Source organism: Candidatus Nitrosocosmicus oleophilus (genome assembly GCF_000802205.1).
Classification (GTDB): Archaea; Thermoproteota; Nitrososphaeria; order Nitrososphaerales; family Nitrososphaeraceae; genus Nitrosocosmicus; species Nitrosocosmicus oleophilus.
This window is the reverse complement of record NZ_CP012850.1, coordinates 1,002,693-1,017,870: the sequence shown is the minus strand read 5'-3', so window position 1 is coordinate 1,017,870 and position 15,178 is coordinate 1,002,693. Positions and strand designations below refer to the sequence as shown.

General features: G+C 32.1%; 14 protein-coding genes. 3 read left to right on the top strand and 11 right to left on the bottom strand.

Annotation, left to right across the window (positions count from 1 at the left end):
* Window positions 1–1,201: 1,201 nt before the first annotated feature.
* From NMY3_RS04890 to NMY3_RS04870, 5 genes are all read right to left on the bottom strand, one after another.
* Window positions 1,202–1,774 carry an OsmC family protein gene (locus tag NMY3_RS04890; RefSeq protein WP_196817804.1) on the bottom strand — a complete coding sequence of 191 codons (573 nt, stop codon included), beginning with the start codon at window positions 1,772–1,774 and terminating at the stop codon, window positions 1,202–1,204.
* 162 nt (window positions 1,775–1,936) lie between these two features.
* Window positions 1,937–2,299, bottom strand: coding sequence for a hypothetical protein (locus NMY3_RS04885; RefSeq protein ID WP_231100288.1), 363 nt, complete (start codon window positions 2,297–2,299; stop codon window positions 1,937–1,939).
* Window positions 2,300–2,422: 123 nt separating this feature from the next.
* Window positions 2,423–2,935, bottom strand: coding sequence for an LLM class flavin-dependent oxidoreductase (locus NMY3_RS04880; protein WP_196817803.1), 513 nt, complete (start codon window positions 2,933–2,935; stop codon window positions 2,423–2,425).
* 76 nt (window positions 2,936–3,011) lie between these two features.
* The gene (locus NMY3_RS04875) at window positions 3,012–3,638 is read right to left on the bottom strand and encodes an alpha-ketoglutarate-dependent dioxygenase AlkB family protein (protein WP_196817802.1); all 627 of its coding nucleotides are present in this window, start codon (window positions 3,636–3,638) and stop codon (window positions 3,012–3,014) included.
* Between the two features lie 398 nt (window positions 3,639–4,036).
* Window positions 4,037–5,293 (bottom strand): adenylate/guanylate cyclase domain-containing protein, encoded by a 1,257-nt coding sequence (locus tag NMY3_RS04870; RefSeq protein WP_196817801.1) that lies wholly within the window; start codon window positions 5,291–5,293, stop codon window positions 4,037–4,039.
* 610 nt (window positions 5,294–5,903) lie between these two features.
* Here NMY3_RS04870 and NMY3_RS04865 point away from each other — a divergent pair.
* The gene (locus NMY3_RS04865; RefSeq protein ID WP_196817800.1) at window positions 5,904–6,755 is read left to right on the top strand and encodes a hypothetical protein; all 852 of its coding nucleotides are present in this window, start codon (window positions 5,904–5,906) and stop codon (window positions 6,753–6,755) included.
* Between the two features lie 359 nt (window positions 6,756–7,114).
* Here the strand turns inward: NMY3_RS04865 and NMY3_RS04860 are convergent, their stop codons facing one another.
* Window positions 7,115–7,873 (bottom strand): cysteine hydrolase family protein, encoded by a 759-nt coding sequence (locus NMY3_RS04860; protein ID WP_196817799.1) that lies wholly within the window; start codon window positions 7,871–7,873, stop codon window positions 7,115–7,117.
* A 716-nt stretch (window positions 7,874–8,589) separates the two neighbouring features.
* A complete protein-coding gene (locus tag NMY3_RS04855; RefSeq protein WP_196817798.1) occupies window positions 8,590–9,108 on the bottom strand; it encodes a hypothetical protein in 519 nt (172 codons plus the stop codon).
* 50 nt (window positions 9,109–9,158) lie between these two features.
* Between NMY3_RS04855 and NMY3_RS04850 the strand changes: the two genes are divergently transcribed.
* Window positions 9,159–9,314, top strand: a complete 156-nt coding sequence (locus NMY3_RS04850) for a hypothetical protein (RefSeq protein ID WP_196817797.1) — start codon at window positions 9,159–9,161, stop codon at window positions 9,312–9,314.
* A 366-nt stretch (window positions 9,315–9,680) separates the two neighbouring features.
* On the opposite strand, the gene NMY3_RS04845 is transcribed toward NMY3_RS04850, so the two are convergent.
* The 3 genes from NMY3_RS04845 to NMY3_RS04835 all read right to left on the bottom strand — a co-directional run bounded on the left by NMY3_RS04845 (window position 9,681) and on the right by NMY3_RS04835 (window position 12,993).
* Window positions 9,681–10,733 carry an EamA family transporter gene (locus tag NMY3_RS04845; protein WP_196817796.1) on the bottom strand — a complete coding sequence of 351 codons (1,053 nt, stop codon included), beginning with the start codon at window positions 10,731–10,733 and terminating at the stop codon, window positions 9,681–9,683.
* A gap of 348 nt (window positions 10,734–11,081) precedes the next feature.
* Window positions 11,082–12,185, bottom strand: a complete 1,104-nt coding sequence (gene cax, locus NMY3_RS04840; protein WP_257720008.1) for a calcium/proton exchanger — start codon at window positions 12,183–12,185, stop codon at window positions 11,082–11,084.
* 376 nt (window positions 12,186–12,561) lie between these two features.
* Window positions 12,562–12,993, bottom strand: a complete 432-nt coding sequence (locus tag NMY3_RS04835) for an ATP cone domain-containing protein (RefSeq protein ID WP_196817794.1) — start codon at window positions 12,991–12,993, stop codon at window positions 12,562–12,564.
* A 494-nt stretch (window positions 12,994–13,487) separates the two neighbouring features.
* Between NMY3_RS04835 and NMY3_RS04830 the strand changes: the two genes are divergently transcribed.
* A complete protein-coding gene (locus NMY3_RS04830) occupies window positions 13,488–13,907 on the top strand; it encodes a secondary thiamine-phosphate synthase enzyme YjbQ (protein ID WP_196817793.1) in 420 nt (139 codons plus the stop codon).
* Window positions 13,908–14,319: 412 nt separating this feature from the next.
* Here the strand turns inward: NMY3_RS04830 and NMY3_RS04825 are convergent, their stop codons facing one another.
* Window positions 14,320–14,718, bottom strand: coding sequence for a cyclophilin-like fold protein (locus NMY3_RS04825; protein ID WP_196817792.1), 399 nt, complete (start codon window positions 14,716–14,718; stop codon window positions 14,320–14,322).
* Between the last annotated feature and the right edge of the window lie 460 nt (window positions 14,719–15,178).

Sequence of the window (15,178 nt, the reverse complement as noted above, 5' to 3'; positions counted from 1 at the left end):
TTTCATACCAACTAGACTCATAATTTATCTATTACTAAATCCACCGGGCCCGTTAGTTTTGCAAGATAATGTTGATTTGAACTTTGAGTACCCTTTTTGTATTACAGCATAGTGTTTTTCTAGGTTAGGTGAATAGTAGATATCATAAGTGGTGCATTACAGACCTACTTTCTCAAAAGAATCTTTTGCACCGACTCTGATATAACTAGAGTTAAGTCCTTTGTGACAATAAGAGCGTGTTGTCAATCAAATTATTATTAAAGGAATTCTATCAAAACTTTAGCAATGAGTGCATTAGTTGTTGTTATAGGAAAATATGCAGCGTTGGATCTTTAATTAGGGTCTCATTAATAGCTAATACCGATGACGTATCTGAGGATAATGGTAAAAAATGATGTAGAATGTGCTCAATTGTACGCCTACTTAGGCTCTCTGAAAGACTATTCCAATAGAACAAGGATTGAAAAATTATATATTTAATGGTAATATACAAAAAGAACAGATGAAATGAATAAAATTAAGAGACTAAAAGAAGTAGATGGTGCTATCTGGTTTATCATCTTTCTCTATATTGGATTATTTTCAATAGCACTATCATTGGTAAAATTAGGGATATTGGATTAGAAAATGGATATTAACGAACATGCCCTATGAAAGACTATTCCAATAGAACAAGGATTGAAACGAACTCTTCATTTTATCTTCTATATGCTCTAAAGGGTTTAGGACGCGTAGATATATGATAACAACTCTTAATTCATAACTCAAATTACCAAAATTCTTCAAAAATTTGAAATTAACATTTACAACATTCATTACAATCTATGATATAGACCTATATCGTCCTGAAGCCCACCGAACCCGGATTAAGTACTACAATTTTCCTCTGTAATGTCTTTAAAAATTTAAAACCAAAGTTCTGTATGTGAAATACCAGATTGAATCCTGTTATGTACCGAAATAAACCCCCTAGTACCCAAAATTTTGTTAGAGTATTAATCGTCAAGGCATTTATCATGTTTCGAACAAGAAAAATGGTACGCAATTGGGTAAACGAATCTACAAATAAATTCATTTCTAATGTCCCATTATATTTAGTATTCAAACGTACTGATATATGAGGGACTGTCTGGAGAATGTAGCCATTAATTTGCGGACACTTCAATATGTTTAAATTGGTTATTTTAGAGTCTAGATATCGTCATTCAGAGCCAACCATAACAACTGAAGTTCCGTTGGTTAATGTGTCAAACGCAGGGGAAAACTTTTTTCCAATTTCATATAGTTCATCAATTTGCTCCTTTGATGCAGTATTGCTATTGATATTCAGATTTACTCTAAACTGCTGGGCCCCGGGTCTAACACTTGAATCTATGCCGGTAAAACCACGCAAATTAACATCACCTTCTACATCAACATTAATGCTATCAATAAGGATCCCCCTTGATGTAGCATGAACTACTATAGTTTGTATTAAACACGCAGCTACGCTACCCATACAGACCTCACAAACAGTGGGACCGCTTCCTTCACCTGAAAATTGAATGGGAAAATCGTAATCCATTTTGTATTCTGTATTCCTTTCCATGGTTCTACCACCAAGGCTGAAATTTTTGGAACTGGAAGTAACACCAAAACCACCATTCCAATTCGATTTTACATAAAACGTTGCTGTTGTCATTGCAGAAGGATTATTCTGAAGGGACTCATACATGGTTTTCAGCATTCGTGTATTTACCTTATTAATTCGGGTATCGTTTGGGTTATCACTCATTTAATTACTACAAGAAATACGAGATAATATTCTTTATTGAATAAATAGAAGAAATAGCATGGAATTAACATAGTAAATGCAATAGCCATATCTCATACTTTATGAGTAGTGAACTAAATGTAATCTTTGGACCTTCTGTTAATCTGTCTCTTTTCTTTTAATCTAATAGTTACAAGCTATGTCTTTCTTAAAAATTTCGATCTGTTCTTCAAAATCACTTATGGGCCAAAAATGTATTCGTTTGACTCCAGCTTCATAAAAAGCATTTATCTTTTGGATGCATTCTTCGATAGAGCCAAAAAGTAGTGAATCTTCTAACTGCTCTACAGGTCTTCCCAATGCAGGAGATAGAATATCTTTTACCGTTTTTCTAACTTTGTATTTGTCATCATCAATGTATCCAAACATCGACATAATGGAATTTTCAAATAATTCAGCATCTTTACCTAATCTTTTTCTATACGATAAAAGTATATCCCATTTTTCTTTGAACTCATCTGGTGTAATATTATAGGCAGATGCCATCCAACCATCACCATATTTTGCTACTCTTTTTAGACCTACTTCTGATGATCCCCAAGTTCCTATGAAAATAGGAGGATGAGGTCTTTGATATGGTTTAGGTGCAAGAAATACTTTCTCTAATTTCTAATGTTTGCCATTATAATCTACTTTATCTAATACATAATTTTGTTCTGCGTGTGTATAATCCCAAAGTTTATACAAAATTTCTAATCCCTCTTCGAATCTACTCCATCTCTGATCAAAAGGAATTCCACATACGTCATAGTCGCCTTTATGTGAACCAGGTCCTACTCCTGCTGCAAATAAGCGTCCTGATGATAGTACGTCTATGGCTGATAGAGCATTGGCACAAATTACAGGAGTTCTTACAACTATACTCAGTATTGAAGTCCCAAGTTTTATCTTGTCGGTTACTGCAGCTGCTACAGACAATACACTTAATGAATCTAACCAGCTAGTTCTAAAAACGATGTGATCATTTACACTTAATGAATCATATCCAAGAAGTTCGGCCTTTTTTATAATAGATAATATCTGTTCTCGTGTATTAGGCGATTCGTCTATTCCTTTCTTCTCATGGTTAGTTTTATCAAACCCCATAACTGGCAAGTGAACTCCAAATAGAATCTTTCCCATTTGACAGCCCCCATTTAATGATTATTATTGATTTACCTAAAAATCAATCTTATTAATAACTAAATTAGTATGTTATCTAAGTCAACTTTGTGTCATGGATTGGTTCGTCTATGATTGTTCTAAAAGTCAAATTTATTCTTGGATGATTTATTTTGCTCGAGAGAGGTAAGGAATGTAACCAATTTGATTGTGTATTACCTCTCATCACAAGCAAGCTTCCATTCTCTAATAGTAGTGAGATTGTTTGTCTTGTACGCCTATGCTTAAATGAAAACTTTCTTTCCGCGCCAAAACTTAAAGAGGCTATGACGGTATTTTTTCCCAGGGATTTTTCATCATCGCTATGCCAAGTCATTCCCTCATTACCATCATGATATAAATTAAGTAAACAAGAGTTAAACTGCGAATTTGTTATTAATTCTGTTTTTCTTTTCAGATCTATTAACTCATTGGTCCAAGGTAGTGCTTGCTTTGTGGTATTAGAATAAGTGTAAAGAAAACCTTGATCACCATACCAAGCAACTTTTCTCTTTGTAACTATGTGTCTTCCGTGATATAATGCCTCATCGTTCTTCCAATTTATATTCTTTAGTAACAAATTATAGTATGTGTTTGCTTCTGATGTTGTCATTATTATTCCATAATAGTTTGCTTCACCATCTTTGTTTAATACATTAACAAATTTGTCATTAAAAAGATTCATTTAATACACTTTCCAAACTACATACATTTTATTAATATAATGTCAAAAAGGTCTATAACCATTTAAATGGGGTAGACGATTTCAATACGTAGAATAGAATATTGAGTTTTGAAATTTGTCTTTTTGAACTCTAGACAACACTTGTATGACCTAGTTAAATTAAATTTGGAAAAATAATGAGTCTTCAACTTTAGTAAGCTCGTTAATATAGAATAATAGTATGTGAGTCATAATATTAGCACTATCGCAATTTTAGAATCTTGAAATCCAATTAGGTATATTATTTAGGATATCAAAATGATCAGTCCGACCCCCCCCCCATTTTTATGGAATCACAGATAATAAAAAAAATCGCTTCACTCTTGCCTATATAATTGAATATTTCCATTAATTCATCTCTACGTATTGGATGTGTATAATTTGTATGGCTTTTTAGTACCATAGTTCACATATTTCCATCGCTCATTAGGTATCGTTAGTTCGTGAAATTCGTTCTGTAAATCAGGATCCAGTGATTTATATATATTCTCCCCGATGGACACTTTGTTTGGACTTGTTATTGACATTATTTTCGATGCTACATTCATACCATATCCTAATATGTCAATAGGTGAGCGTTGATCATATCCGAACTGAACAATTGCGTTTTCTCCCGCATCTATCCCTATTTTGACGGAAAGCTCTGGAAACTTGTATATTTTATGCATAAATGAATTCACTTCCTCTTGGATCGACTTTATCATTAATTTCCCAGATTCGATTGCTGTATCTGAAGCAGAATATTTGTTCTGATTATCAATGTGACTTGGAAAAAAAGAGATCACTGCATCCCCAGCATATTTTAAGACATACCCACCTAAAGTATCTACAACGTTTGAGATATGATAATCAAAAATCCGGACAATAGAAACAAGATTATCAATGGGTAAGGTCATACTCATCTTCGTTGAACCAACTAGATCAGCGTATATGATTATTATTGGGATCTTTGTGCCGACATGGCTAAGGAGAAAGTTTTGACCACGTCTCACAGTAGAATGAATTACCTTTGGCCAAAGGTTATCAAGTATCAAAGGTGTATGGGTTTTGTACCAATAAACCATCAATTCTTCTTCCTTCATACTCTTTTCGAGTAAAGACAAATTCTTTTGTTTATTTGGAATGTCAATCTTTTGCATGTTCTCTATCAATGATTCGTACGCCCTTAATTCACCATGATTTATCGCAAAATCTTGTCTAAGTTGTATGATTTCATAGTCCTCTGGTAAAGAATGTTTTAAATCCTTCTTCTGTTCTTCTATTTTTGAATTCTCTGAAAGATTGATTTCAGAGTGTGTTGGGTTTACATTAGTAGTTACGAATAATGATAACAAGTCGGTCTTTTTATCTGTGGGTTTTTCTCCAAATTGGCTTATTATATCTCGAAGTCTGATCTTTTGAATATTTGTTACTTTAAGATGCCTTCTTAATACCTGCTTTAACCCTCGAATTGGAGTTTTGTCTATTCGGGAAGCTATTCTAAGTGTTGCTGCATTTTCAATAGAAAGTACTTCATTTAGCTCTTTAACTAGAATTAGTTTTGACTGAACACGATTCTTTTTATCATTATTATTCTCTATCTTAGATATCAATAATTCAGATATTATATATCTCATCACTGATAAGGTTATTGTAACACATTGAAATCGAAAATTTAAAGTTTCTGAAAATAAATGCTTGAGATATCATGTATTTAGGAATATTGCATTTTAATGGTAATTATTGGTATTGGAGATTGTTTTTGTATTAGTGCCTAAATATATAACAGAATTATTAATTAAGTTCTGTCAAACAATTGCAAGAACCTGAGATTCCAATAATTCGTCATTCATACGTAATTTTTGATTTTGGAAAACAAATCACCTTCATAAACTGTAAGTAATTATATAAATTCTTTCACTAGCAATATTCAATTTTCTCTTATCATATAGACCAAATCGCAGATGTCAAAATATAAAAGGTAACATTACCAAAAACATTGGTTTGGTAATATTACTACATCTTTAAGAAGTGCTCTTAGAGTAATCAGTTTTTAATTTTAACTTAAAAATTCCAATTGATCTTGCAAACATAAATGACGTTATAATGCCTGAATGTTTATTATTAGTTAAAAGATCCATTTTAGGAATAGAAAACATTTGTAACTGATTACCTAGAATACCCAATGACTCACGTTATTTGGAATTATTGCCAAAACTATAAGTAGTACCCTAACCATTCATTAATATGTCAATAATAAAGATTGGCAATTGTAAACCATCTCTACTTGAAATAGGTATTTTGACTATATCTTTGATTCTTTTAACATTAACGATCCCCTATACTGATTTCTACGCTTTGGCCAGCTCCGATACAATCAAGACAAATGATCGTGCAAGTTTTAACACTAACGTGTCTCAACTTGACATATCTAAAATAAACTCGAATTCAACTTATTTGGGAGTAAATGATTCAGATTCAACAAATAACTATAACAAACTTGTTTCTATTATTCCCTTAAATGAAAATCAAAGGCAAATACAAGTCGACAGGAATGTATTACAAAGTCTCGCATTAAATAAATCAATAGGCAATATTTCTGGTTTTTCGAATGAAAACGAAGTAGTATGTAATACGATAGATGGTACTAGTTCAGAGTTCCTTGGGATTAATGGCCAAACTCCGTGTACTGTAACTTTGTCAAATAATGACAAAGAGATCAGGATTGACTTTGATTATGAAATTATAGAAAATGACGATACTAATGATATTACAGCATACTATAACAATCTACAACAACCAAATAATGTGGTTCTGGAACCAGGTGAAATATTTGTATTTTCTAGAGAAGGTGGAGAGGATTATGATGATTTAGATATTTTTTTGGTTGGCAGGAATGTTGAAAACGGAAATATTATAGGTTTTGATTCAAACGAATTTGCTAGGGTGTTTTTGGATCACTTCAAATTTTTTAATACTGATTTTTTCATAGTACCAAATCTAGATGATGGATTTTCTACCTGGAAAATGGTTATAGGTTATGAAAATAATGACGAACTGGTATCATTTTTTATCGCTGATAATGTAACCATAGAATAACAAGAGAAGCTATCAAGACGCTCACATCAACTTTAATTTTTTATGTCAAAATTTTTTGTCCCTTCGATAATTTTTATAGTTTTGCAATTAATTCTTTAACTCTAGATGAAAATGATATGCTACTTGCATAGAAAAATCATTATCATAAAAATCATTTAGTAAAGGATCAAAACAATCTAATTATAAACGATATGATTCTTGGTCGTAGCCTAATATCTCGTTAGAACAACTATTCCCCACACTTGAATAGATGGCACTTTGGTAGTAGAAATAGTATGACATGAGGATTTTAACTAAACTAAATTTCATATATTAAAATGAACTGCACAAAAATGAAGTGTTACAACGACTAACCTATTCTAAAGGTTAACTTGTTCAGAAGGAAATCCCCTAGGGTCTAGTAAATTAAATTCCTCTAACCAGGCTTTCGCTTCTTCTTGTGACCCCACAAAGGCCTTGGCTTCACCTTTTCGCATCTTATCCAGTTTGCCAATAACTTCTTTAAACTTCTCTGTATCCATTACTATTCCATAGTAATCTCTTACCCTTTCTAGTGTTGTTTCGTAGTGTCTCTTATCTCCGGATGCCGTAGCATCAGATATTATTGCTACATCGTAACCTATGTTAAATCCTTCCCTTAATGAGGTCTCTACACAAATAGAAGTATCAATCCCAGTAAATATCAAAAAATTAATACTTTGACTCTGAAGCATAATTCTGAAATCTGTATCCTGGAAAGCAGAATCCCTTCTTTTGATAACTACAGGATCTTTCTTATCCGGTTTTAGTTCATCGATTGTTAATCCATCCCATGTACCTCTAACACAGATAGGTACTTTCAACCTCTCCTGTCTTGATTTTGGTAAGATATTATGTACGTTTGTAAGAATATCTATGCCACTCTCCTCCTTCACTGCCTCGGTGTAAAAGACAGGAATACCCATACTTCTGCAGAATTCTATTGAATCTTTAATTTTTGGAATTACTTCCCTATATAAGGCTGTGTTATATCCTATTATATCATAAGATCCTCCCTTTGATACGAAACCATTTTGCATATCTACAACAACTAAGGCAGGTACAATAGTACGACCATTGGGCAGAGTAACTTTAAACATTAATTCATTTTGAATAATAATCTGCTTAAAGATAAACTTTTACTATAGACACTCCTGGGGAAGGCTGATTCTTATCTTTGTTCAACATATGCACAGCGTATATTGAAAATTCCTTATAGTTGATTCAAAGAGGAAAAAACTCGATGATTCAGCTCGCAAGAATAATCGCCCCACCATTATCAGAATGATATAAGAGTGTATGGTATGATCTACAATACCATTTTTTGGTAGTGCTAGCAGAAGTTGAATCTAGCTGTGAGTTTTCTTTGTCTATAGTATAATTCCAATAATAGTAATAATACGTGTTATTACTTATACAAACAAGAAACTATTTATCTTTTGATGGCTTGTGAATCGCATATGTGTGTGTTAACATATCTCAGTATAGTACTTCGTATCGGTATCCAAATATGATGTAGGATTAGAAGGAACCGTCTCTGGTCTTATAGAAGATGATTGTCATCACAGGTAAGGATATTGTAAGACATTGAAATCGAAAATTTAAAGTTTCTGAAAATAATTCATATGAATAGTTAAGGAATGATAATAAATTAATAGGTCTTGTATGCACAATTATCCTTCAATAAACTAAGCAGACTCAAAAACGTTAACAAGAACATTATTCCTCTTTCATTACTAATACTAGCAGTTCTCTCTCCGATTAAAATTCCTATTTAGATGAATACTATATTGGAGAATCAACAAATAATCAAAATTCATAAATTATCTATTGCCTCTTGCATATCTTTTTCACTTAAACCTTGATATTTCATAATTTGATCATAAACTGGTCCTTTAGTGATTAACTTTGGTCCTGGTTCCAGTATCGAAATAGAATGCTTGATCAGGTCATTCATATATCTAATCCACTCTGTCAATTGTTCTTTTAGACTCTCATCCGAAGTCATTTTAGCGGTTCCTATTATTTGACTTAGTTGGTGAAATGCTACAATGATCATCAGTCTAATTCGTTGACATTCTTGCTTAAAATTATCATTATCTTTTATATTTGTAATTGTCTTGCTTAGGTGATACTGACAATTATCAAGTGAAGTTGCAACTTCATTTGTTTTCACAAATTCGATAAATTTATTAGAGAAGTTCGCCAGACCCATATTTAAATCTGTAAACCCTATCTTTGCCCCATTCAAAGTGATTTCATTGCCAGTCCTTTTTATTAACATCTCAAGTTCTTTCCCTTTGATCAGCTTTACGATTTTTGTAAGCAATTCCATTATTTTTTCTTGGATAGATATTATATAAATTTAGGTCGCATCTGCGTAGGATGTTTAATATATACGAAAATAATGTTGACGATGTAGTGAATGAGGGATTTGAGTATTGCCTATTTTTTGGCTTTAGTAAATCGGATTATTTACTTAAAATTCAATCAGTAATAAGGAAATGGAATGTTCCACTTTGGATGGTGCTAAAACCATAATCATCAGATTTGAATCTATCAAATATTAGAATCAATATTAAAGGACTGATATCGTCCGGAAGCCCACTGGGCCCATTTGATATATGAGATAAACCCAAGCGGACCAAATATCTAATTCGGTGGAACAATCATAGGTATCATAAATGCATAATACCAATAAGGTATCGCTTTATTTGTAAAAATTGGATCAAAAATATCGGCAAGTAGACAAATAATTATTGAAATAATGAACTTAATATTTATCAAACTTATTTGAATTTGTTATATTAGTCTGACGATACGAATTCTTTATCAAGTAAATATATATCTTAATTAGATAGGAATGTAGTGTTGATATTGACTTCTTACAATTTAATAATTTATCTGCTAATAATATCTCTTTGATTTTGCGGTTATAAGATCAGACATATGAATTACGAAAATCCCTAGAAATCCTATGATACATCCAAAAGTGGCCAAAAATATATTTTCAGGCAAATGACTAGGATATCCTAATTCTTTTAAGACTATTTGAATTACGAGTATAATTACGATATTAGAAGATCCTATAGTTGCCGTAAGAGAAGCACCAATCCTACGGAGGCCAATTACATAAGATAAAGAACCAATAAATGGAATTAGAGAAAACAAAAACAAGAGAACTAGATTTCTATGTACCGACAGCAATTCCACCTGAGATGGTGATTCATTCAAATATTGTACTGGTGTAAACGCTGTTTCGTATAACAATGAAAGAACCATGAATATCACAAGAATCATGCCTGAAAGAAACATGGATGCACCTGCCACCTGAATTGAAGAGTGTTTCTTGACTAATTTTCCCAGAAATAATACTCCAACTGCGAAACCTACCGCAGAAAGGATTGCTTCCAAATCACCGAAACTGACTAATGAGAAGACTGTATGAAATATTGAATTAATATTTGCACCCACAATGAAATTTGAGAGATTTGGATTGTTGAAATAATCAAAAGGCACGTCGCTAGCCAGAGACAGGAAAAACCCAAGAGATCCTATAAATATACCAACAATTTGAAATTTGTTTAATCGTTCATTCAAAAATACTCTTGCTAGAATAATTATAAGAATGATTTCTATTGGTGCAGCTATAAGGGCTTCTTTCGAAGCTCCTATTCGATTTATAGAGTCATACCATCCATATATTCCTAATGAAAGTGACAAAGATGCCATAATAAGAGATTTCCAACTTTTAGTAAATATCTTTATAAGATCATTATAATTTTTAAAGATAATAGATCCGACCGATAACAACATTATACCAGATAGCGTAATACTCAAAGAAGAAAGCACTATAGGAGAAATCCTAACAAAGTATATCGTAAGATATTCGATAATGATTGATTCCAAGGAAAGTGCAAGGGCGTACACAAAGACTATCCATGATTTGTAAAATAACAAAAGATCATTTCTCTATGTTCTTATCTTGTATATTAGGTATTTCGTCATTAAAAAAGAGCTTTGTCAAATAATTGGAAAACTTGTAAAATGGTATGTTTTTACCAATACATCGTCAAATGACAATCCATCTTCCTTTACAAATAAAGAGAAAGTCCAAGATTTATTGAACTCGTAGTATATCTATTACGAAGCCCACCAGGCCTGTTGTAATTTTACTATATAGCAGGAATATAAGATGAGATAATAATAGTTGTAAATAGAATTACAACAAGAATAAGGGCAAAACAGATATCAGTTTTGACTTACTTTTTTAGGAATCAGGTTGTAAATGGAGGACGAAAAGAAGAGTCATCCAAGGAAATAGAATCCAAGGGCAATGATTATGTAAACAGCAGTTAGCATCACTCCTTCAAACCAGTTGCTTTTTCCATCGTGGGCTATTAAGTTAAGTATTATTGCAGCTAAGAAAAGGGTTACCAATTCATATATTGTAAACTCCAAAGTAAAAGGTTGACCTAGGGCAATTCCTGCAAAAACTAGGATTGGAACAACAAAGAGGGCAATTTGTGTACCCGAACCTGCAGCTATACCAATAGATAAATCAATTTTCCCCTTCCTTGCCAAGAGTATCGCGCTACTATGCTCAGCCGCATTTCCTACAATACCCACTATGATGGCACCAACAAACATTTCACCAAAACCTAGCTTTTCGCCTGTTTCTTCTACAGAACCAACAAGAACTTCACTTACTACTACCACACCCAGCATACTAAGTCCAAGTATCAAAAATGACTTTTTCTTGCTCCAATGCTTCAGACTTAGAGAAGATAAAGTGTTATCATTTTCATTTGAATATTCAGTAGAAGTAAAAAGATATCTGTGGGTAACAAATGTAAAAATTATACCGGCCATGTAAACACCTAATAAAATAATAGCTAACGAGTCACTTAGAAGTTGGATCTTTGCTTCTCCGTTAACTGATTGTGGTTGAAATGTAGTTATTGCTAGCAATGTTGGTATTGCCAATCCAATGATAGAAAGAAATATCATTGAGGATTGTAAGCCCGCATTTTCACGATTAAAAGATTGTTCTTTATGACGGAATCCTCCCACAATCATACTTAAACCAAAAATTAGCATAATATTTCCCAAAATAGCACCTATGATAGAAGCTTTAACCAAGTCTATCAAACCTGCGCTTATGGCAATTATACCTATAATGATCTCAGCTGCATTTCCAAAAGTCACATTCAGAAGCGACCCAACTGTAGACCCATAATGTGAAGCCAGGTGTTCGGTAGAATCTCCGATTAGTTTTGCCAAAGGAATCAATGCAAGTATAGATACAATGAAAATAAGTGTGGCATTAGAATCAAATTGATCCAAAAAGAGAGATATTGGAGCAAATATTAAAAGAAGATATAGTATGGAAGATTTGCTAAATTTTACCATATTTATATAACTAATACTTCTTTATTTTAATACAAGATAAAAGTTAGTAGATTATGATATTAAACTACATTAAGAATTTGATATCTTTATAAAAAAAGTTAAACTTAATTTGTCATATCAACGCAAAAATATTTTTGTGAACAAGAATCAATGAACCATTGAATTTAAGCCTGAGGGGTTAACTGAGGATTTTAATTATCATTAGGTAACGTACAGGGAAACTGTTCTGAATTAGACAGATGCGAGGTCATCAAGGACCAAATCGAGCCAACGTATTATGAATTTCCACTATTTTCGGGTCCCCTGTTAAGGAGTATTAATTTATACCTTCATTATGTGTATACCAAGGATTTTTATAAGAATAAATGATTAGTAATTATTGAAGTCCTGTTTTTGTACCTCTTCCAGAAGTGTTATCTTTATCTTTTGCCAACTGTTTTGATTGAGTGTTTTTTGTTTGTAAAACTTTTGAATCGTATTTATTATTTTTAAGTTGCTCTTCTTTAATTGAGGTTATATTATTTTTACTATAGCCAGCAAATGATTCAGCTATTGTATTTTGATTTCTTTGCTTTAATTCTTGTGTAACATATTCTCGTATTTTACTTGAATAAATAAAATTATCTATGGGCGGATTTTCTTTTAATTTATTGATAATGGATTTGGATATGTCTTTAGCAAGCATAAACGGTGTTCCTGCCCTGCTAATTCCTCTCACGAGTTTCTCTTCCTCAAATTTTTCAGAATTACCACTCCTTTTTTCTACAATTAATTCTGATAATGGATGTTGATTTTGACCTTCGGTCATTTCATTTCAATATTGTATATGAAAGTATAAATGAATATGATAATATTGTCCTCGATATTAGTGAAAATAAAATTTCCCAGTGTTAATTCACCTTACTATCAAGGCTTGTACAGAAAGTCCAGTGGGTCTTATTCTTTAATTTTTGAATCGAATTCATGATAATACGTAGTTTAGTCGATATGATTATATCAGAATCAAATCCCAAAGTGCTCTAGACTTGTAATATATCTATTACTAAACTCCTTGGACCCAAACTAATTATTCGATTAAACGGAATCGAATTAAGTCTATTCATTAGTATCAATATTTGTAGATTAAAATTTAGAAACTAAAGCATTGATCTGATGGTTAAGTAGATAAAAAGTATATTTTGAAACACTAATCAAAATAATTACTTTTCTAACAACTTGTTTAGACAAATACTTTCTTGTGCAATAGATGACAATGAAAAATTTTTATTATTTATAAAAATAATTCAAATGTTAATACAAAACATGACCGTCATAACGAAGAATATTCAGATCAAATCAAAATCAGAAAATGACATTATTGACATTACACATCAGGTATCCAAGATTGTTAAAGAAAGTAAAATAGAAAACGGGGCTGTCATAGTTTTTGTTGTCGGGTCAACAGCGGCAATCACAACCATAGAGTATGAACCAGGATTGCAAAATGACTTCCCAGACATGTTATCGAGACTAGTGCCTAAAGATATTGAATACGCTCATGATAATACATGGCATGATGGAAATGGACACTCCCATGTTAGAGCATCGTTAATTGGACCAAGCTTAGCCATTCCATTCATAGAAGGTCATCTAACGCTTGGAACCTGGCAACAGATAGTGTTGATAGAGATGGATACAAGATCGAGGGAACGCAAAATCATATTACAAGTAATAGGTGAATAAGCATAGCTTGCACCATGACGATAAAAATGATTCCCTGATTAATGACTGATCGTATTTAATTATATGACAATAGTAACAGGTATGGAAGTTAATACCAGAATTTTTACCTTCTACAAGACATTTATTTTTATTCCATGTAAAAACAAATAGAATAACAAAATAGTTCGTTTTAAAACATCACGTGCAAAAGAGAACCACTTCTATAGAACCGCTACCTGCACAAACTCTTGTTCATACCGTTTTGATAAATTACTTGAAATTAAAAGAATAATTAATTCTGCCTTCGTCATTATTGTTATTTAACTCTTTTACCTACCCAACCCAACCCCTACCTATGTTCCCATAAAACATATCTTTATTGCAAGCTTCTTGCAGGATGAATTATGATTAAATGTTTTTTCAGTAAACTCTGCTAATTTATTATTACATTTGATTTAGTTTCAACATGATCTAAAATATCATCTTTCAGTGGTGGATCTAGAATATTACCTACAACATTAACAGGAGAATATGCCAATATTTTCCCATCTTTACTTATGGGTGTTGGACCGAAGAATAAACATAAGGCTTTACCTTCAGGCCAATATGCAACATCCAGTTCATTAACTTCCGTCTTTGCATTTTCTTCCTCTTTAACATCGATTTCTGTTGGATCTGTATAAAGCTCATCTCCCCATCTGTTAATTTTGACTTTGACCGGCAGATGGTCAAGTATTGCTTTAAAAGTCTTTGGAGAAAATGAACTGTCCAATTCGAGTCTGATATTTTTATTATCAAGGTCTGAGAAAACAATAGTAATGATCTTTTTCATATACTAAATAAACTAACGCAAAAGTTGTATTCAAATATGTATCTATCCCAATTCTTCATTTAACAAGAACAATTTTTTAAAATTATTAATATTATTAGCCGGATTAATCGTGCTCACTCACAGCTATTTTTATTATCGTTAAATACTATTTTATACATGTCAGTTTACTCAAGTATCCATTACAGGAGTATCGAGACGTCAATTCATTAAATGAGGTATGTTATGACGACATATATCCTATGAGGTGCTTTTCCTGCCTCATTTCTATCTTACTATTGGTTCTTTTATTCTAATCGCCAATAGATTTTTGGTTTTTTCCAGAACTAAAAATGGCCAACTCCGACTCTGACAAAAGGCTACATTTACTAAGATACCGATGTGATCTATGTTTATCCGAGATGCAGAAATAATTACGATATTTATTTGTATATCAATAGTTAAAGGAATATTTATTTAATTA

Excerpts from the sequence above, each read along its gene's own strand:
- NMY3_RS04855 (WP_196817798.1), bottom strand. The coding sequence starts at position 9,108 with ATGGAATTGCTTACAAAAATCGTAAAGCTGATCAAAGGGAAAGAACTT.
- NMY3_RS04870 (WP_196817801.1), bottom strand. The coding sequence starts at position 5,293 with ATGAGATATATAATATCTGAATTATTGATATCTAAGATAGAGAATAAT.
- NMY3_RS04890 (WP_196817804.1), bottom strand. The coding sequence starts at position 1,774 with ATGAGTGATAACCCAAACGATACCCGAATTAATAAGGTAAATACACGA.
- NMY3_RS04865 (WP_196817800.1), top strand. The coding sequence starts at position 5,904 with ATGTCAATAATAAAGATTGGCAATTGTAAACCATCTCTACTTGAAATA.
- NMY3_RS04880 (WP_196817803.1), bottom strand. The coding sequence starts at position 2,935 with ATGGGAAAGATTCTATTTGGAGTTCACTTGCCAGTTATGGGGTTTGAT.
- NMY3_RS04875 (WP_196817802.1), bottom strand. The coding sequence starts at position 3,638 with ATGAATCTTTTTAATGACAAATTTGTTAATGTATTAAACAAAGATGGT.
- NMY3_RS04885 (WP_231100288.1), bottom strand. The coding sequence starts at position 2,299 with ATGGCATCTGCCTATAATATTACACCAGATGAGTTCAAAGAAAAATGG.
- NMY3_RS04830 (WP_196817793.1), top strand. The coding sequence starts at position 13,488 with ATGACCGTCATAACGAAGAATATTCAGATCAAATCAAAATCAGAAAAT.
- cax (WP_257720008.1), bottom strand. The coding sequence starts at position 12,185 with ATGGTAAAATTTAGCAAATCTTCCATACTATATCTTCTTTTAATATTT.
- NMY3_RS04850 (WP_196817797.1), top strand. The coding sequence starts at position 9,159 with ATGTTTAATATATACGAAAATAATGTTGACGATGTAGTGAATGAGGGA.
- NMY3_RS04835 (WP_196817794.1), bottom strand. The coding sequence starts at position 12,993 with ATGACCGAAGGTCAAAATCAACATCCATTATCAGAATTAATTGTAGAA.
- NMY3_RS04860 (WP_196817799.1), bottom strand. The coding sequence starts at position 7,873 with ATGTTTAAAGTTACTCTGCCCAATGGTCGTACTATTGTACCTGCCTTA.
- NMY3_RS04825 (WP_196817792.1), bottom strand. The coding sequence starts at position 14,718 with ATGAAAAAGATCATTACTATTGTTTTCTCAGACCTTGATAATAAAAAT.